General features: G+C 40.8%; 12 protein-coding genes and 1 pseudogene. 3 read left to right on the forward strand and 10 right to left on the reverse strand.

Features of this window, described 5'->3' with window-relative positions; translation table 11 throughout:
- Positions 1 to 2: 2 nt before the first annotated feature.
- Positions 3 to 1,790 carry a glycoside hydrolase family 15 protein gene (locus DWY79_RS20125; RefSeq protein WP_122143959.1) on the forward strand — a complete coding sequence of 596 codons (1,788 nt, stop codon included), beginning with the start codon at positions 3 to 5 and terminating at the stop codon, positions 1,788 to 1,790.
- Positions 1,791 to 1,835: 45 nt separating this feature from the next.
- On the opposite strand, the pseudogene DWY79_RS20130 reads toward DWY79_RS20125, so the two are convergent.
- The 10 genes and pseudogenes from DWY79_RS20130 to DWY79_RS20175 all read right to left on the reverse strand — a co-directional run.
- Positions 1,836 to 2,570, reverse strand: a pseudogene (locus DWY79_RS20130) (MATE family efflux transporter); the annotation flags it as partial.
- A gap of 503 nt (positions 2,571 to 3,073) precedes the next feature.
- Complete coding sequence (locus tag DWY79_RS20135) at positions 3,074 to 4,576, reverse strand: glutamine synthetase family protein (RefSeq protein ID WP_122370209.1); 1,503 nt, start codon at positions 4,574 to 4,576, stop codon at positions 3,074 to 3,076.
- 18 nt (positions 4,577 to 4,594) lie between these two features.
- Positions 4,595 to 5,545, reverse strand: a complete 951-nt coding sequence (locus DWY79_RS20140; RefSeq protein ID WP_005858452.1) for a glycerophosphodiester phosphodiesterase family protein — start codon at positions 5,543 to 5,545, stop codon at positions 4,595 to 4,597.
- Between the two features lie 80 nt (positions 5,546 to 5,625).
- The gene (locus DWY79_RS20145) at positions 5,626 to 7,221 is read right to left on the reverse strand and encodes a sulfatase (protein ID WP_122143962.1); all 1,596 of its coding nucleotides are present in this window, start codon (positions 7,219 to 7,221) and stop codon (positions 5,626 to 5,628) included.
- Positions 7,222 to 7,268: 47 nt separating this feature from the next.
- Positions 7,269 to 8,741: a sulfatase gene (locus DWY79_RS20150; protein WP_052647312.1), complete on the reverse strand. Its 1,473-nt coding sequence runs from the start codon at positions 8,739 to 8,741 to the stop codon at positions 7,269 to 7,271.
- 159 nt (positions 8,742 to 8,900) lie between these two features.
- Complete coding sequence (locus DWY79_RS20155; RefSeq protein WP_005868645.1) at positions 8,901 to 10,448, reverse strand: sulfatase; 1,548 nt, start codon at positions 10,446 to 10,448, stop codon at positions 8,901 to 8,903.
- Between the two features lie 48 nt (positions 10,449 to 10,496).
- Positions 10,497 to 11,984: a RagB/SusD family nutrient uptake outer membrane protein gene (locus tag DWY79_RS20160; RefSeq protein WP_005868646.1), complete on the reverse strand. Its 1,488-nt coding sequence runs from the start codon at positions 11,982 to 11,984 to the stop codon at positions 10,497 to 10,499.
- Between the two features lie 18 nt (positions 11,985 to 12,002).
- Positions 12,003 to 15,308: a TonB-dependent receptor gene (locus DWY79_RS20165; protein ID WP_048928188.1), complete on the reverse strand. Its 3,306-nt coding sequence runs from the start codon at positions 15,306 to 15,308 to the stop codon at positions 12,003 to 12,005.
- A gap of 249 nt (positions 15,309 to 15,557) precedes the next feature.
- A complete protein-coding gene (locus DWY79_RS20170) occupies positions 15,558 to 16,403 on the reverse strand; it encodes a FecR family protein (protein WP_057326901.1) in 846 nt (281 codons plus the stop codon).
- Positions 16,404 to 16,638: 235 nt separating this feature from the next.
- Positions 16,639 to 17,235 carry an RNA polymerase sigma factor gene (locus DWY79_RS20175; protein ID WP_005868649.1) on the reverse strand — a complete coding sequence of 199 codons (597 nt, stop codon included), beginning with the start codon at positions 17,233 to 17,235 and terminating at the stop codon, positions 16,639 to 16,641.
- Positions 17,236 to 17,503: 268 nt separating this feature from the next.
- On the opposite strand from DWY79_RS20175, the gene DWY79_RS20180 reads away from it, so the two are divergent.
- Both DWY79_RS20180 and DWY79_RS20185 read left to right on the forward strand, forming a co-directional pair.
- Complete coding sequence (locus DWY79_RS20180) at positions 17,504 to 18,763, forward strand: putative DNA modification/repair radical SAM protein (RefSeq protein WP_005868650.1); 1,260 nt, start codon at positions 17,504 to 17,506, stop codon at positions 18,761 to 18,763.
- 26 nt (positions 18,764 to 18,789) lie between these two features.
- On the forward strand, positions 18,790 to 19,554 hold the full coding sequence (locus DWY79_RS20185) for a TIGR03915 family putative DNA repair protein (RefSeq protein ID WP_122114846.1): 765 nt from the start codon (positions 18,790 to 18,792) through the stop codon (positions 19,552 to 19,554).
- The last annotated feature ends 186 nt before the right edge of the window (positions 19,555 to 19,740 follow it).

A 19,740-nucleotide genomic window follows, 5' to 3' on the forward strand; every position in this document is an offset into this window, starting at 1 on the left:
TTATGGACAAGTTAAATTACGGAGTAATAGGAAATTGCTGCACTGCGGCTTTGATTTCGGATAAAGGCAGTATAGATTGGTTATGTTTCCCTAACTTCGACTCACCTTCCATCTTTGCATCATTGCTCGATCGGGAGAAAGGGGGATATTTCGGCTTCGAGGTTTCTCCGGATTATCAAATATCGCAATCGTATGTTCCTCATACAAATATTCTTTCGACCAACTTCGTATCAGAAGAAAATGAATTTGCCGTTGTAGATTTCATGCCTTGTTACCATCTGAGCGATGCGAGCAATTGTTATCGTCCGGCAGAGATCTACCGATATATCCGCAGAATCAAAGGTACTCCCCGTTTTAAAATCAACTATGAGCCGGCTCCGGACTATGCCCGTGGAAAGACAATTTTCAACACGACCTCGGAATATATAGAGACCTACTCTACTTCTAACAGCAAAGATAGGCAATATCTTTATTCCTCACTACCTTTGCACAACATCTTGGAACAGAAAGAAATCGTACTGGCTAAGGACGAGTTCTTGCTACTTTCATATAACGAGAAAGTAATACCTGTCAACATTGAGCGTGAGAAACTGGAATACTGCCGGACGCTGGTTTATTGGTTGAATTGGACTGACCGAACCAAGAAGTTTACGGTCTATAACGATGTCATTGAGCGAAGTCTCCTAGTTTTAAAATTGATGTCTTTTTATAATGGAGCCGTATTGGCGGCCATAACAACTAGCCTACCGGAAACGATCGGAGAAGTCCGTAACTGGGATTATCGTTTTTGTTGGCTGCGCGACGCCTCCATGTCCATTGAAACTTTGTTCCAGATAGGCCATGTGGAAGCCGCAAGGCGGTTCATGAGATTTGTCCAGTCTACTTTTGTTTCTCAACACGATACTTACCAGATCATGTACGGTATTCGCGGAGAAAGAAAATTGACGGAAGTTATTCTGGGACATCTTTCCGGTTATAAGAACTCACGACCCGTTCGGATCGGTAATGATGCTTACCACCAGCTTCAAAATGACTCGTTCGGCTATTTAATGGACCTGATCTACCAATACTATCGTTTGATGCCCGGTACATTGGACGAGGTGGAAGATATGTGGGAAATGGTAAAAAGTATCCTGACGAATGTGATGATTGACTGGAAAAAACCAGACAAAGGCATTTGGGAAATTAGAGGAAAAGGACAGCATTTTGTTTCCTCCAAAGTTATGTGCTGGGTCGCATTAGACAGGGGAGCTCGTATTGCAGATTTATTAAACAAACCGACATACCGGAGACGTTGGTCGGAAGAAGCGACCGTAATCAAAGAAAATGTCATGAAAAACGGTTGGAAAGAAGAGATGCAAAGTTTCTCGCAAACCTACGGTAATTCCGACCTTGATGCGTCCTTGTTGTTAATGGAACCGTACGGATTTATCGATCCGAGAGACATACGCTACCATAAAACTGTGCAAGCGATAAAGAATGCGTTACTTTACAAAGGGTTGATGTACCGTTATAAATCTCATGATGATTTCGGACTTCCCTCTTCCGCCTTTACTATTTGTACGTTCTGGCTCATTCGTGCTCTTTATGTCATTGGAGAAAAAGAAGAAGCACGTAGTCTGTTTGAGGAAATGCTTCATAATTCAAATCACTTGGGACTTTTCAGTGAAGACATTGATTTTGAAACCAAGGAGCAACTGGGGAATTTTCCTCAAGCATATTCCCATTTGGCACTAGTCAATACCGCTATATTGTTTTCGGAAGAGGACATACGACTGTTTTTTAAATAAACCTTCTGTATCTCTTTCATTTTGGAAATATTTTTTCACTATGCAAGGGGCTACACTAATAAACGCATGAAGCATACTCCATATTGATAACTTCAAGACTTTTATAAGTAAATTACCATTATAGACCGGCCTTAACCCATATTTTTCTTTATCCAATCGTATCCACATATAGAAGGAAAGCATCATAAAGGAGCCTATCTCTGCCAAAGAAGAGGCAATTGCCGCCCCCGAGATTCCTAATTCCCTAGTGAATATCAAATAAAAATTTAAAGGAATATTGATTAATACCGCTATGGCAGCAGCCCAAGATAGAGCTTTTGTATGCGTTATCCCCACTAAAAAAGAACGTATCGCTAAAAATGGGAATGAAAACAACAATCCAAAGCTACGCCAATCCAAGTATAGGATTACCGTTCGATAAATATCCGAGGAAACGATCAGCTTCTTTAATATAAATGGGGAAACCGTATGAATGAGAAGGTAAAGAAAGATAGCCAATCCCAAAAGGAAAAATAAGCCTTGAAAAAAAGTCTTGCCGGTTTCCTTGTAATCTTGCTCTCCATTCCTTCGAGCTACCATTACTTGCAACCCAATGCTAAATCCAAAACCAAGCATATAAATCGCCAAATAATAAATTCCGGCGATAGCGGACGCTCCTAATTCTATCTCTCCAACGTGGCCTAAGAAAACAGCATCCGTAATATTGATTAATTGTTCCATTAAGATGCTCATCATTACAGGAAAGTTGATGAGCCATATTTGTTTATATGTATAATTCATTGCTCAACTGTATAATAGTACGATACAACATACCGCTTTTATGCAGTATGTTATTTCGTAATCCATAAAATAAAAGGATATAAAATCTCCGTGACAAATAAAGCTGTATTTGTCAAATAGTTGAATAGCTTTATTGGATAGGGCTAAAAGAAAAAACGGCTAAATAGACGTCTCTATCCAACCGTTCAAAAGATCTTCGCGATAATCTTTTGTGCTCACAGTCAAGGTTAAACTCGAAAAACATATAACTTCAAAATGAATTTATAACATCATTTTGTTTTGATGTTGGCAAAGGTAAGCCTTTATTTGTAAATAACAATTTTTTATCATGTTTTTTTTACTATTATATCTTTTTTTCTTCTCTAGAATATTTTCGTTTTAATTTATGGTCTCTTTTGTGCTCGGATATTCAAAAAAACACAATGGAAAGTTCAAGAGATGAAAGCAGGACATAAAAAGGGTGTGTCATGACACACCCTCTTGTGAAACCATAAAAAAGATTTTCAGCCACAATGGAAATAAGTATTGACCAGCTTCAACATCTCTTCCGGATTATTCTCTAGGTCCTTGCGTAAAGAAGCGTCATCATAAGATTCCAGTTTATGGATGATGCCGTCTATCATACTCGGACTAAACACATTATATTTTTCAAAAACAGCACGCTGTTGTCTTAAACGGGCGGCTGAGGCTGCGCAACTGTCTGGGAGTTGATCCAATGTCTTTAGGCGATCTTGATTCTCTTCCTTATGAATATTCACGTTTACATAAGTCTTCTCAGCGATCTCCAAAGCATCGTCGATCTCAAAACCATGGCGGCACGCAACTGCCAATCCTGCCAATAATTGGTATAAATCAGCGGAGCCATCCGGTGAGCGCATCTCGACCGTTTGCTTTTGGCTCGTATTATAATGGCTGGCAGGTTCCAATGGGTTCGCCAAAGCACACATGTCCGTTTTTGCGGCCCAACCTAGCGGAACACGAACTAAAACTGAACGATTCCGATCTCCCCAACAAATATTCGTAGGTGCTTCTTGGTGTGGAACCAAGCGGAAATATGAGGTTGGGTTCGTATTCCCAAAAGCCGTAATAGAGGAAGCTAAGCACATCATTCCAGCGATAGCCTTACGGGCGGTTTCGGATAAGATACCATTCGCTAACATCTGATTCTTGCCATCTTTCATGATACGCATATGGACATGCAGACCGGAACCTGCTTTTCCCACCGTAATTTTCGGAGCGAAAGTGATGTTATATCCATATTCATGCGCTAGATTGCGGATCGCCCATTTTGCGATCATCAATTGATCTGCTGCATTTTCCGCAGGACATGGTAAGAACTCGATCTCATTTTGCTCATAGATCAAACCATTTAACGTAAAGTTACCAACTTCTGAATGACCATATTTAATTTGTCCCCCGGCTTGCGCTATGCAGTGCATGCACTCCGTCCGGAACTCATTGAACTTAGCGTAAGGAGCGGATTCATGATAACCTTTTTGGTCGGTAGCAGGGAAAACGCCTTCATCCGGTGCGATTACGTAATATTCTAATTCACCCATTGCCTCAAATTCCATTCCCGTCACCTCATGAAAAGCCTTACAAGCTTTATGCAAGGTATATTCCGGGGAACTTTCTAAGGGTTCTCCATCCTTATTGAAGAATGAGCAAAGCATGGTAAGCGTAGGTAATTCCGCAAACGGATCCTCGAAAGCCGTACGGAAACGGGGCACCACATACAGGTCACTACTTCCCGCCTCGATAAACGAGAAAAGACTAGAGCCATCCACACGCTCACCGCAAGTCAAGATCGCATCCAGATAGGCCGCATTGTTGATTACAAAGTTTAGTGTTTTCAAACGTCCGTCGCCCGCGGGATACATAAAATTAACCATCTGGATATCTTTCTCATAGATATAACGGATAATGTCCTCTTTCGTAAACTCGGACGCTGGCTTTTGTAAAAACTCCACTAATACGTTGGGAGTCATTTCTAGTTCTTTGTTCATGTCTTATATTGATTATGTTTATAGTGTAGAGAAAAACTTTCCTTTGGAACTGCTAACCGGAATCAAGCTAGAGATCGCTTCAGCAACCTCTATAGGTCGGTCAGACTCTATGATGTCCACGCCTTGACGGATGATCATACGGTATGCTTCAGCACGACTTTCGGGTGTGGATAGTTTATCGTCGGAGGGAGCGGTAGATATCATGCACATGACACCTCTTTCATGTAACATATCGATCACCTCACGGACTTCGGGGGTAATCTTAGGTCCTACGTAAGCCATGATATGATTCCAAGGTATACCGTTATCCTCATAGTCTTGAACCGCCTCTTTCGTTTTTACAAAAGCCTCAAACATGAAATTCGGATTTTTCTCGTAAAAGAAACGAGCCGAGGCACCATCATGAACCGTAATCATTACATAAGGTTCCGCTTGCATATCGGTAATCAGCTGAGCAGTGCGCTCCATCGGAACATCCTTCTTATCAAGGATTAGGATTGTTTTTCCACGGGCCCAACGAATCGCTTCCTCTAAAGTCGGGATACGATAGTTTGTGATATTTCCTTCGGGATCCTTCAAACGGAAATTTTGCAATTCTTCCCAAGTGTAATCAGAAACTTTCCCGGTTCCATTACTGGTACGCTCCAGTGTATCATCGTGGAAAAGGACGATAACACTATCTTTGGTTAACCTCGGATCTATCTCGAACGTGGCAGGCGTATAAGAGAGGGTATTTTCAAAGGTTTCCATACTGTTCTCAGGATAGCCTTTTCCCCGTCCACCTCGGTGTCCGCTAATTAAAGGAATTCGGTCATCGGCATATTGGTAGAAAGATATCAAATCATCTACATTTGATATCTGTAGCGTATTCATTCCGTTGTATTCAAGCTCCTCCTTTGGCGTGTTCAATACGCAAGAACCACAAAGTAGGGCCAGCATTAAAAATCTGGCGGATAAATTGAGTTTCATTTCACGATCGTATTTTAGGTGAATGATTCTTTCTATCCGCCAAACTTACACAAAATAAATGATTTTACAGAGTTAGCACCTTAATATTCGTCAACTTTCTGGTCTACACGGAACTTATCCAAACGTGCTTGCAGGCGAGTTTGGATATCAGCATATTCCGGATTATCGTATAAATTATTCAGCTCATTCGGATCACTTTGCAAATCGTAAAGCTCATTGCAATTAATCGCGTCATTATGTTCATTCTTCTCTCCATAGAAATGAATCAATTTATAACGACTGTCACGTACGCCATCGTGGCGACGTACCATATGGATCGCAGGATAATCATAATAATGATAATATAGATACTCACGCCAATCTCTTGGTGTCTCGCCTCCAAACAAGGGGACTAAAGAAGTTCCTACCATATAATCAGGTTTCTCGATACCGGCTATATCCAGATAAGTCGGGGCATAGTCAATGTTCTGTACTAAGGCCGTACATTCACTTCCCGCCTTGATTTTAGCAGGATAACGGATAATCAACGGCGTACGGAAAGATTCCTCATACATGAAACGTTTGTCGAACCAGCCATGTTCACCCATGTAAAAACCTTGATCCGAGGTATAAACGATCACGGTATTATCCATAAGCCCTTCTTTTTCCAAATAGGCGATCAAACGCCCCACTTCATCATCAATAGATTTGATGCAACGTACGTAATCCTTGATATAACGTTGATATTTCCATTTAACCAAATCCTCGCCTTTCAGGTTCTCGTTAATGAATTTTTCGTTGCGGGGCTTATAAGAAGCGATCCAAGCCTCCCGTTGTTCCGGGGTCATACGATCCAAAGAGGCCTGCCAACCATCAATATTCCATTCCTTTTTATAAGCCTCCTTATCTTTAAGCTCATCTACCTTCAAATCATAAACCAAAGTCATATTTTTGTCTATACTCATCTCTTGTGTACGTGCGGCATCGCAACGAGTGGCATAATTATCATTGAAAGTATCTGGATATGGGAACTCTACATCCTCATATAAATCCATATATTTCGTATCCGGCATCCAGTTACGATGTGGAGCCTTATGGTGAACCAGCAGGCAGAAAGGCTTATCCTTATCCCTCTCTTCCAAAAACTCGATAGCGTGATCGGTCGTAAGGGTTGTCGCATATCCCTCTTCTTTTACATACTTGCCATTCGATTCTTTGCTTTTAAACTCCGGATTATAATAATCTCCCTGATCCCATAACACATGATAATAATCAAAACCTTTCGGCTCACATTGCATATGCCATTTACCGACAACACCTGTCTGATAACCGTGCTGTTGTAAGATTTCAGAGAAGAATACTTTTGTCGTATCAATACCTTTTCCTAACTGTCTTTGTCCGTTTTGGTGACTGTAAAGACCGGTCATCAAACAAGCACGGCTAGGAGTAGACAGAGAATTCTCTACGAAAGCTTGCCGGAACAACATTCCTTCTGCAGCCAAACGATCTAAATTTGGTGTTGGTGCCAATTTACCTAGCGCATGTCCATAAGCGCTAATAGTTTGATACGAATGATCATCCGTCATGATATGGATGATATTAAGCGGCTTCTCTGCCACTTCTTTTTGCCCGGTTCCGCATGCGGAGAATAAGAAGGCCGGAGCCAAGAAGACCCCATAGTTAATCGCATTCTTCATGTATTCAAAATTTTAAAATTACACAAACGTACAAAAAACAGAAATTATCACCAATAATACTTCCGGGCTATCTCAGCCATAGTCGGATATTTACTATCCTCATCGTCATATTGTTGTTTCAATTCCAACAGTTTTGTCTTCAACTCTTTAATCAACGCCTTTTTCGATGGGTCGTGATACAGGTTCTTCATTTCCATTGGATCCTCTTTCAAGTCATACAATTCCCATTCGGGAGTTCTGGACTCATTCTTGGTCCCGGTCATTCCCAACGACTCTCCATAATAGAATATCAATTTATAGCGATCCGTACGGATACCATAGTTGGCTGTCACGTTATGGTCGTTATCCGCATTCATCCAATAGCGGTAATACATAGCCTGTCTCCAATTAGCTGGGGTCTCATTTCTCAAATTCGAGCGGAAACTTTCTCCCTGCATTTGGCTAGGCTTGTCCATTCCGGCATAATCCAAAAATAGAGGAGCGAAATCGATATTCAATGTTATATCCTTATTATCCGTGCCGGGTTTGATTTCTTTCGGATAACGGATAACAAACGGCATACGCAAGCATTCCTCATACATCAATCGTTTATCAAACCAACCATGTTCCCCCAAAAAGAATCCTTGGTCTCCGGTATAGATGACAACCGTGTTTTCCGCCAATCCTTGCTCATCCAAATAGTTCAAGATACGCCCTACGTTTTCATCAATACCAGCGATACAGCGCAAATAATCTTTAATATACAATTGATAAGCCCAATGGCGCAACTCATCACGGCTCATATCCGTAGGTATATCCGTTTTCACATCCGTCTGCCTCAAATGCTCCATGCTCATCCGTAGCAACTCCGCATACTCTCCCTTGCCCTCATATGTGTCCAATAAGTTCTCCGGCTCCGGGATCGTTACATCTTTCAATAAATCCTTGAAACGCTCGGCGGGTGTCCACGGTCTGTGAGGAGCCTTGAAATGGCACATCATAAAGAAAGGCTTGCTCTTATCTCGATTTTCCATATATTTGATAGCCTCACTTCCTATCACGTCGGTAGAATGCCCTTTATACACTTTACCCGTTCGGGGATTCGCATGCGGATCATTCCCCCATGTACCTTTTTCTATAAGCATCGGGTCATTATAACGGCCCTGTCCAGGCAAGATATTGTAATAATCAAAACCTGTAGGTTCCGCATGCAAATGCCATTTACCGAATATAGCGGTTTGATATCCTGCTTGCTGCAAGCATTTCGCTACATTCGGATGATCCGGATCTAATGGATCTTGCAAAGTATATACACCATTCTTTTGGCTATATTGTCCTGTGATAATCGCTCCACGGCTCGGGGTACTGATTGAGTTCGTCACAAAACAATTCCTCAATATTGCGCCCTCATGCGCTATTCGATCAATATTGGGGGTCGGTAAGACCGTTGATAAAATTCCACCATAAGCACTTACCGCCTGCGAAGCATGATCGTCAGACATGATATAAATGATATTCGGTGTCCTATCATTCTGTGCCATGGCTGTTTGAACAGCACTAAAGTCATATAGGAAAATGCTTGATAATAAAATGTATTTGCATTTCATCGTATTTGTATTAATTTATTATACCAAACTTTTATAAAGCTATTAATAAAAAAGGATATATTATAATCCTTCATAAATCATACTTCTTGCGAATCAGTAATGCCCTTGATTCCGATGATCCGTGTGAGGTCTCACGGTTCGTTTCAAAGGGATATTCATTCCATCCGTAGACTCCAGCCAGTCATAAATCTGAGCATTCAATTGTTTGATTGTCTCTTTATATTCAGGTTCCGCAATCAGGTTCGTAGTTTCATACGGATCATTTTGCAAATCATAGAACTCATTCGTATCCCAAACCCCATGATAACGGATATACTTATAACGATCGGTGCGGATACCATGCATCGTTGGTGTCTGCGGAAATTCATATTCCCAATAATACTCGTAGAAGATATGATCTCTCCAATCCACCTTTTCTCCCTTGAGCAAAGGCAAGAAAGAATATCCCACCATCTGCTCAGCCTTTTCTAAACCCGCACAAGCCATAATTGTAGGAGCGACATCTACATTTTGTACCATATTCTCTATTACCTTACCTCCCTCAAACATACTAGGGCAACGAACCAACATAGGAACTCGCACAGATTCCTCGTAGAACTGTCTTTTGTCGATCAATCCATGTTCTCCCCACGCAAAGCCATTATCACCCATGTAAATAACCAACGTGTTATCATCTAACCCTGCTTCTTTCAGATAATCCAAGACAGAACCGATACTTTCATCTACAGAACGCAAGGTCTCACAATATTTACGAACTTGAACATCCCAAGGACGGCCATGGTAGGAATAGTCCACCCCATGCCAACTTTCTCTTTGACTTTTCACCCAATCCGGAGCCATTTTTTCTCCATAATACTCTTTTCCAAACGCAGCCTTTCCTGTTTTCTTATCAATAGTCGGCAACTCTTTAATGCCATAATGAGGCGTATTGAAGTTCGGAGGTAATACCAATTCCTTATTTTTATAACAATCCTTATGGCGCTTTGCGGCTGAAAAATTGTCGTGCACACCCTTATGAGACAAATAGACAAAGAACGGTTTATCCGCTTGTTTTTGTTCTTTCATGAATTGGATCGCATGGTCGGTCAAGAGATCCGTAACATAGGTACTGTCTTTATATTGTATCCATTCCCCATTTGTATTTATACGAGGGTTATAATATTCCCCCTGCCCCTTGAAACCTTCCCAATGATCAAAGCCTGGTTGAGGAGCCCCTGAGTCATTTCCCATGTGCCATTTTCCAAAGAAAGCAGTTTTATATCCACACTCCTGCAAATATTGTGGAAAAAAGATCAATCCATCAGGAAGAGGAGCGGCATTATCAACCACCTTATGGCTATGTGAATACATGCCGGTCAAGATGGAAGCACGGCTGGGAGAAGAAAGAGAGGTCGTAACAAACGCATTTTTGATATGCGCTCCTTCCTTGGCCATCCGATCCATATTAGGAGTTTCCAACCAAGGGATCGTATTCATGAACCCCATATAATCATACCGGTGGTCATCCGAGAGAATAAAGACAACATTTAATGGTTTCGTTTTTTGTGAAGTATTGTCTGCTTCCTGATTTTTAGGCTGGCAGGCCAAACATTGACTTACGATAGTCAATGAAAACAAGGTATTATTGATATTTGTATTCATATTGATAAAAGTTGAGGAGCTGTAAGTTTTACAGCTCCAATTAACATTTTATGACCAACCCGGATTTTGCGTTAGCTCAGGATTCAAATCCAATTCCCGTTGAGGAATAGGCATGAGAATCATGTAATCCTTTATATTACTAGCAATGTCCGTCTTATTCTTCTCAGCGACTTTCGCTTCGTATGTGCTGTGCTCTTTCATCCGTTTTATGAATGTACCTGTACGTACGAGGTCAAACCAGCGATGTCCTTCTATCGGAAATTCCAAATAACGCTCTTGTAAGACTGCTGCCCGGAAAGCATCTTTAGACAAACCCTCATAATTTTCAGAAGAATCACCAAACGCACGCTCTCGAACACGATTTAAAACTTGATGAGCTTTCTCTGATTCTCCGATTTCATTTAACGCTTCCGCATACATAAGCAAGGCATCCGAATAACGGATGATATGCATATTGATCTCACAGAACTTAATAGCCGTTAATCCATCTTGCCAATACTTGCCAAACAAAGGAATACTTGATATCAATTCCTTTCCATTTACAGGGTTCGTATAATGCGTTCTTAAATTCACGGCTTTACGTTTATCATTTTCCTTAAAGGTATTATTTAATTCCATAGTGGGAATATCCGCCTCATTAGATCCACTAACTCCGATCGGTTCAGGCAAAGAATATTTGGGTCCCGTTAAACTCATTTCATCATTATGAGGTAATGGGTCCGCCTTATATTCAATATAAAAGACAGCCTCTTTACCAGCTTCAGTATCCAAGTTCCAATTATCTCCATACTCCACATGTAAACCATACCCATAAGCACCTTCTTGTTCAACAACCTCTGCCAGTTTTTCCTTTGCTTTGGAATAATCACCTTTCGTCAAATACACCTTTCCTGCTAAAATCTTGGCAGCACCTTTTGTCGCACGCCCTATATCTGTAGTCCCATATTCTGAGGGATAAGGAAGGGCACTTTCCGCATCTGTCAAATCAGATAGAATCTGTTCATAGATCTGCTCTTTCGCAACTCTCGGCCCCATAGCATCATCTATTGTCTCTAACTGAGTCACCAAAGGAACATCTCCAAAAAAGCGGACTAAATTGAAATAATAAAGAGCACGTAAGAATTTTGCTTCTGCTATAAATCTTTTTTGTAAATCAGGATTCATAGTAACAGATGGAATGTTATTAATAGCGGCATTAGCTTTCATAATGCCCGAATAATTATTTTGCCACATATCTCTAATAAATGTGTTTTCCGGGGTGTGACGCAAAAATTCCAAGTTCTGTAGAAAGGCATTAGGCATACCAAGACCGTTTTTCATCCCATCACATGTAAGATCGCATAACATATACATGCACCTACTATAAATACTATTAAGTTGTTGATAAGTTGCATCAACTGCCGCTTGGGCATCTTTCTGACTCGTGTAAAAGTTATCCACGACCAGCCTGTCTATTGGTTTCTCGTCTAAGAAAGAACACTGTACATTGAACAATGAGAATATTGATATACAGCCAAATATTATATATTTATTCATGATAATACAATTTAATTATTACTTAATATCAAGTTTTATACCAAACATAAATGTACGAGATTGTGGATAGCCACCGAAATCTTCGCCCGCTTCAAGCGTAGAGGCACCTCTATAACTAACTTCAGGGTCATATCCCCGATATTTTGTCCATGTTAATAAATTTTGTCCAGTCACATACAGACGCAAACCTTGGATATGCTTTAAGTTTATTTTAGGAAAGCTATAAGATAGTGATAACGTTTTCAATTTCAGATAAGAGCCATCTTCTATAAATCGATCACTTACCAATAAGGCTCTATTTGTTGTTGCCTTTGGGTATATGTTACTCGGATTTTCCGGTGTCCAACGATTTACCATGTCCGCATAAGCATTTTGCCCACCTGTTGGATTCTCCAATTCCATGGCATTATAATTAAGAATCTTATTTCCATAGGAATATTGTAAGAACACATTAAGTTCGAAGCCCTTATAAGCAAACGTATTTGTTAATCCTCCGAAAAATTTAGGATTAGCGTCTCCCAATATTTCCCTGTCATTAGCGGCATCTACCTTTCCATCACCATTTAAATCCTTATATCTACGCAAACCAACACCAATAGGTGAAGCAGATGAAGTTTGTTGCTTACATTCTTCCTCATTTTGAAAAATACCATCAAAACGATATCCATAGAAAACACCAATGGGCTCACCTACAATCAAGCGACGTACAGAGCCTGTTTTTAAATGCCCATCGCCTTCTGCCATTTCCTTATACTCTTCTCCGCCTAATTCAAGAACTTTATTCCGATTGAAGGCGATGTTAAAAGCGGTTGTCCAACTGAATGCCCCTGTCAAATTATCACTTTCTATTGATAATTCATATCCTTGATTTTCTATGCTACCTATATTCTTCAACATGGTTTGATATCCAGATGTAGCAGGAACTGCAACACTATACAGCAGGTCTGTTGTTTTCTTCTTATAATAGTCTGTTGTGATGCGTAATCTATTATTGAACAAGCCTAAATCTAAACCAATATCAAATTGTCCGGTGCGCTCCCACTTTAAGTCAGGATTAGGAATTTTGTTTGGGAAAAATCCTGATACGAGTTGATTCCCTAAGATCCAATTACTAGTACCTAAAGTTGCCAATGATTCATATACACCGATCTCCGTATTACCTGTAAAACCATAACTGGCTCTTAACTTTAAATTCGAAATGACTTCTTTTACAGGCTCCATAAAAGCCTCTTCCGATATTCGCCACCCAGCAGAAGCGGAAGGGAAGAAACCATATTTGTTGTTTGTCCCAAAACGAGAAGAGCCGTCAACACGGGCATTCACGGAAAATAGATACTTATGTTTCAGCGTATAATTAATACGAGCTAAATACGACATCAAACTCCATTGAGTAGCGTTGGATTCCGGTTTGTTATAAACAGAACCAGCTCCCAGATTATTATAAAGCATTACATCATTCACGAAATTTGAGGAGGATCCCATTACATATTCCGCATTATTTTTTTGCATCGTAAAACCACCCAACAAGCTTAAGTCGTGCTCCTCTGCAAATGTTTTATTCCAAGTCAGTGTATTTTCGTTCAGCCAATTTATACTTTTATTTACACCTACATAAGCCGAGGCAACTCCTCCAGACTGATAAATATTGGACGGGGTATATCTGTTTGTCTTATGATACATCACATCCGCTCCCAATGATACTTTCAGTTTTAAATCCGGAATGATCTCCCATTGTGCATAAATATCTCCAAGCAAACGTGAAGTCGCATTATTAAATTTCCGTTCTTTTGCTGTCGCTACCGGATTTGGAACTAATATTCCAGGAACATTAATTTGAGTGTATGCACCTGTCAACTCATCTTCATATACAGGCTGTATAGGATTCATTCTTAATGCACCAGAAATAGTTCCGTCTTCTCCTCCAGTATCAGTTGCTACGGAATTACTAATCGTATGGCTGGCGGTCATGTGTGTTCCCACACTAAAATTCTTGAATATTTTACGATCCAAATTCAAGCGTATGGAGTAACGCTTGAAATCAGAGTTGATAACAATTCCCTTCTGATCTGAGTAATTGCCCGATATTGCATATTGTGTCTTCTCGTCACCACCCGAAAAACTTAATTGATATGTTTGCGTACTTCCTCCACGAAATATCTCGTCTTGCCAATCTGTCCCATTACCGATCTTTGCGATCTCAGATAAAGCCGTAGCATCATAATAGGGTTTTAATCCATCATTTGTATAAGCCTCATTCACTAATTTCGCATAATCTTGCGCATTCATGACATCTATCTTCTTGGATACGTTTGATATTCCAAAACTTGCCTCAAAAGAGATAATATCCCGTCCCTTTTTGCCGCTTTTTGTAGTAATCAACACAACACCATTGGCTGCACGCGCTCCATAGATCGCCGTGGCAGCAGCATCTTTCAAGATTTCTATAGACTCAATATCTGATGGGTTTACAGTAGATAGACCACTCATCTGTGTCTTACCCCCCGTATTCCCGAAACCGCTACCACTATAAACAGGGAAACCATCAATAACATAAAGAGGTTCATTACCTCCTTGTAACGAGCTACTTCCACGTACTCGGATAGAAGCTACGGCTCCCGGCATACCAGAGGTTTGGATTACTTGCACACCTGAGGCACGACCGACCAAACCTTGATCGATAGAAGTCATTGGCGTTTGCTGTAATTCCGCTGTTTTAACAGAAGATACAGAACCAGTCAAATCACTCTTCTTCACAGAGCCATAGCCAATGACAACAACTTCATCAATATTTTGGGTATCCTCTGTCAATTGGATTTTAAGGGAATGTTGTTTGCCAATTTTTACCTCCTTGGTCATATAACCAATATAGGATATCAAAAGTATATCCTTTTCTGACGCATCTAAACTGAAACGTCCGTCCATATCGGATATGCTACCTATTGAGGAACCTTTTACGACAACATTAGCGCCAATTATGGGTACATTCGCCTGATCGGTAATGACACCTGTGATCTTACCATCTTGTTGGGTTATCTGGGGGTGTTCATTTTTTTTGTAAATTATGATATGTTTATCATCGATTGTATAAGACAAACCTTGTTTACTGAGAATACTATGTAATATTTGGTTGATGCTTTGCTTTTTAGCTTTTACTGAGATCTTCTCATTAAGATTAATCTCATCATTCTTGTACCAAAAAGAGTATTCGCTTTGTTGTTTGATCTCTTCTAGCGCCTCCGAGATCGTTACATTGTGCAGGTTCAATGATATTTCCGCTACTTGAGAGTAACCCGTTTTCGCGGATGCGCAAAATAAGCTGAGCATACATAGTACAACAGATAGTCTCATGATGTTATATGTTTTTTGAAGGTTAACTTTAGGCATATAATGCCTTGTGTGTGAAATTAATTTCATACTTTTGCAATGATTTAAAGTTTGTAATTGTGTTGCGATAATTCAGACTTGAGTCTTTAGAAACGGAAGATGTTGGTAGCATTTTCCGTTTCGCATCTTTCTCCATTCTCTTTTTTCTATTTCATAGGCATATCGATTTAAAGTTTAAACTCATTGGATTTATTTTTTCGAGATCGTAATTTGATCCCCTTCTATCTCATATCTTATAGGTCGATTAGCGGTCATGACTCGGAGTATTTGGTCTATGTTCTCTCCTCGTACGAAATCACCGGTGAAAGCAGCCTTTCTCAAGTCATCCCCGAGTATCTGGATTCTCACGTTAAAGCTCCTTTCCAGTTGCTTAGCGATTTTCTCTAGTGGATAATTGGTGAAATAGAATTTACCACAAACCCACGCCGTATAACTTTGCAATCTCACCTCTCTCTTGATAAAGCGATGCGAGGCTTTCATATATTTTATTTGCTGTCCCGGAATTATCTGGATGAGATTTTTAGTGTCAAGTCCGACACCGACTTTCCCTTCCGCTAAAGTCACCTCTATATTATCATCGTCATCATAGGCCTTCACATTAAACTTCGTTCCTAATACTTTCACCTTAACATTTTCAGCGCTAACGATAAAGGGATGCTCCTTGTCGTGCGATACCTCGAAGAATGCCTCACCGTTCACCTTTACCTCCCTCTGCCCGGAGACGAAAGCTGTCGGATAACTCAATGTCGTACCGGCGTTGAGGATCACTTTCGTGCCGTCAGACAGGACTACGGAGGATCGCATTCCCATCGGATTCACCATCTCTACCATTTGGCTGTTCAGTTTCTTGTAGCCTTCGTGGAAAGAGATATAATTGGAGATGCTGAACAAAAGCGTGACGGAGGCGGCGACCGCAGATATTCTCAACCAAAACCTTCTGCGCAAGCTGCGTTCGATACGGTTGTTGACCTCTAGGAAGATATCTTCCCTCATTGCGTCACCCATTTGCTTTATGATCTCTTTTCTTGTCTCCATATTTCGTCTTTCTTATAATGAGGAGTAAGGATCGATGAAATTCGTTTAAAGAGAAAGACGTTTTTTTTAAAATGTTTGAAATATGTCCTAGATGCATAAAACATCCAAATAATTGTCGTGTAGAAAGTCATTTTCACCTAGTATTACTCCCTTCTGTGTAGAATATATACTTTAAGTGCTATAGGATATATACTTCAAGTGCCTTGGAATATATACTTCATTGGCTAATTTGATTTTATTGGAAAATGGATATTAATATGAAAACAAACGAAATATCAGGAAAATCCGATTTCAACCGTTTTATTAACTTCTCCACCGCAATCTTCATTTGCACTCGGACCGTACTCTCTTGGATGGATAGGATTTTAGCGACCTCCTTGGTACTTAATCCTTCCTCACGGATCATCAAGAATATTAGGCGACATTTTTCGGGAAGCTCATCAATTGCCAGATTAAAAAGTTCCCGCATTTCTTGCGATTCCAACATACCCTCAGGAGTAGCTTCTTCCTCTGGTTCAAATGAATATAACTGATCCATCTGGATTTTATTGACACTATTGCTTCTTGAAATATGACGAAGCGCTTCGTTGCGTACCGTTATATACAAGTAAGTATCTATATTGTCTATCTCTTTTAAGCGTGCTTTTGATTTCCAAATAGAAAAGAACACGTCGGACACGACCTCCTTGCAAGCCTCTTTCTCTCCAAGGCAATAATACGCAAAACGGAATACCTGATCGTAATACAAATTATAAAAGCGCTCAAATGCCCCTCTGCCGTCTGAAGAAACAGAAGATAACAAGTTCTTAATATTTTGTTTAGATACTTTCATGCCCTTTTATGCTTAGAAAAAAAGCGGGTTGTCGCCCACACTTCGTAAGGTATCGCCAGAGACCTATGCACACGTAGACAAGCAACCCGCAGATATAGCGAGGGCTTGTGCCTTGTGTGCTGTTAAAACTGGCGATTTCAACGAAGTAAGGCACTTCCAAAATTTTCACGATACAAATATAAGGTTTTTATCACATTTAAATCTCTTTAAAACGTACTATTGATTTCTGTGAGATCATTATCTTTGTACGAAACATATCGGTGAAATTATGGACGAGAAAGTGCTCGAGAAATTGAAAATCTTGGCCGAGTCGGCAAAATATGACGTATCCTGCGCTTCCAGCGGAACCTCCCGTTCGCATAAGAGCGGGGCTATAGGAAGTGCCGCGGGATGGGGTATTTGCCATAGTTTCGCTGAGGACGGACGGTGTATCTCGCTTTTAAAGATCATGCTGACGAATTATTGTATGTATGATTGCGCCTACTGCATCAACCGGCGAAGTAATGATTTACCGAGAGCTACGCTTTCCGTTACCGAGTTGGTGAATCTTACGATCGAGTTTTACCGACGTAATTACATTGAAGGATTGTTTTTAAGCTCCGGCGTGGTCCGAAACCCGGATTACACGATGGAACGGTTGGTGAGAGCCATCAAGGATTTGCGCCTCGTACATCACTTCAATGGATACATACATATGAAGAGTATCCCCGGAGCCAGCCAAGAATTGGTAAATGAGGCTGGGCTTTACGCCGATCGTTTAAGCGTGAATATAGAGATCCCGAATGAGGCGAGCTTGCGGACTCTAGCTCCGGAAAAGGATTTTAAAAGCGTATTTGCCCCTATGCGTTATATCCAACAAGGCGTATTACAAAGCGCCGAGGAACGCAAGCGTTTCCGGTATGCCCCACGATTCGCTCCCGCCGGGCAAAGCACGCAGATGATCGTTGGCGCTACGGCGGATACCGACAAGGACATACTTCGTCTATCATCGGCCTTATATCAGAGACCTACGATGAAGCGTGTTTACTATTCGGGATTCATTCCGGTAAATGCGTATGATAACCGTCTTCCGGCACTTACCACGCCTCCGCTGGTCCGTGAGAATCGTTTATATCAAGCGGATTGGTTATTGCGTTTTTATCAATTCAAGGTAGATGAGATTGTCAATGACGCATATCCGGATCTGGATCTAGACGTGGACCCGAAGTTGGCTTGGGCCCTGCGGCATCCGGAAGTCTTCCCGGTAGATATCAATAAAGCGGATTACGAGATGCTTCTTCGAGTTCCGGGAATTGGCGTGAAATCGGCAAAGATCATAATCGTTTCCCGGCGTTACGCTAATCTCGGTTCAGAGCAGTTGAAGAAAATAGGAGTGGTCATGAAAAAGGCTAGCTATTTTATTACTTGCCGGGAACTCCCGACGCAGACCGTGAATGAGGTCAGCCCTGAAACCGTCCGGCAACTATTGACGAGAAAGAGCGGAAAGAAAGTAGACGATCGGCAGCTTATACTGCCTTTTATAGATTAACGCCTGTTTTATAAGAAGGATTGATAATGATTATATTTGTTTACGACAAGACTTTTGAGGGATTGCTTACCGCTGTATTCGATGCCTATTCCCGCCGGACTTTTCCGGATTTGTTAGTAACCGAGGGCGAGCCATTTCCATTGTTCTATGACGAGGCGATCCGGATTTATACGGACGGCCGGAAAGCAGAACGGGTATGGAAAGGGCTTGAGAAGAAAATCTCCAAGTCTTCTCTTTCCGGGTTGACGGTAACTTGGTTGTCGGAATTACCGGAAGTAGACCTGTTGTTATTCAGATATATCCGCAAAGCGATCGATGCTCCAGCTACGATTGAGTTCAATCTTGGTGACCCGGACATATTGGAAACGGCCAAGATCTGGAAGAAAGTAAACAACGAACGCTTGCGAGTGATGCAATTCTTTCGTTTCCAAAAAGCGGCGGATGGAACTTACTTTGCCGCCATCGCACCTATATATAACGTATTACCTTTGGTATTACCTTATGCGCAAGACCGTTTCGCTGATCAGCAATGGCTCATTTACGACTTAAAAAGAGAGTATGGATATTATTATGATCTTAACGATACGATAGAAGTCCGTTTCGAAGAGAAAGATTCACACTTATTGACCGGATTGCTCAGTGAGGATATCATGGATAAGGATGAGAAACTTTTTCAAAGTATGTGGAAAGAGTATTTTAAGTCTATCGCTATCAAGGAGCGTTTAAACCTGCGGCTTCATCGCCAACATATGCCGGCTCGTTTTTGGAAATATATGCCGGAGAAGAGATAATAGTATAATTGCTATTAATCAGCCAATTACAGTTTTTGTTAATTTCATTATCGAAAAACTAAAGTTTTTTCAGCAGGAAACTAGAGTTTCTCCATTGGAAAATTTTTGTTTCATCTAAGGAAAACTAAAATTTTGTCTTTTCCTGATTTATCTAGACACTTTTTTTGTTTATAAACGTAATCAGTA

Source organism: Parabacteroides sp. AF27-14, from assembly GCF_003635425.1.
Classification (GTDB): Bacteria; Bacteroidota; Bacteroidia; order Bacteroidales; family Tannerellaceae; genus Parabacteroides; species Parabacteroides distasonis.

Excerpts from the sequence above, each read along its gene's own strand:
- DWY79_RS20180 (WP_005868650.1), top strand. The coding sequence starts at position 17,504 with ATGGACGAGAAAGTGCTCGAGAAATTGAAAATCTTGGCCGAGTCGGCA.
- DWY79_RS20175 (WP_005868649.1), bottom strand. The coding sequence starts at position 17,235 with ATGAAAGTATCTAAACAAAATATTAAGAACTTGTTATCTTCTGTTTCT.
- DWY79_RS20155 (WP_005868645.1), bottom strand. The coding sequence starts at position 10,448 with ATGAATACAAATATCAATAATACCTTGTTTTCATTGACTATCGTAAGT.
- DWY79_RS20140 (WP_005858452.1), bottom strand. The coding sequence starts at position 5,545 with ATGAAACTCAATTTATCCGCCAGATTTTTAATGCTGGCCCTACTTTGT.
- DWY79_RS20170 (WP_057326901.1), bottom strand. The coding sequence starts at position 16,403 with ATGGAGACAAGAAAAGAGATCATAAAGCAAATGGGTGACGCAATGAGG.
- DWY79_RS20125 (WP_122143959.1), top strand. The coding sequence starts at position 3 with ATGGACAAGTTAAATTACGGAGTAATAGGAAATTGCTGCACTGCGGCT.
- DWY79_RS20145 (WP_122143962.1), bottom strand. The coding sequence starts at position 7,221 with ATGAAGAATGCGATTAACTATGGGGTCTTCTTGGCTCCGGCCTTCTTA.
- DWY79_RS20150 (WP_052647312.1), bottom strand. The coding sequence starts at position 8,741 with ATGGCACAGAATGATAGGACACCGAATATCATTTATATCATGTCTGAC.
- DWY79_RS20165 (WP_048928188.1), bottom strand. The coding sequence starts at position 15,308 with ATGCTCAGCTTATTTTGCGCATCCGCGAAAACGGGTTACTCTCAAGTA.
- DWY79_RS20135 (WP_122370209.1), bottom strand. The coding sequence starts at position 4,576 with ATGAACAAAGAACTAGAAATGACTCCCAACGTATTAGTGGAGTTTTTA.
- DWY79_RS20160 (WP_005868646.1), bottom strand. The coding sequence starts at position 11,984 with ATGAATAAATATATAATATTTGGCTGTATATCAATATTCTCATTGTTC.
- DWY79_RS20185 (WP_122114846.1), top strand. The coding sequence starts at position 18,790 with ATGATTATATTTGTTTACGACAAGACTTTTGAGGGATTGCTTACCGCT.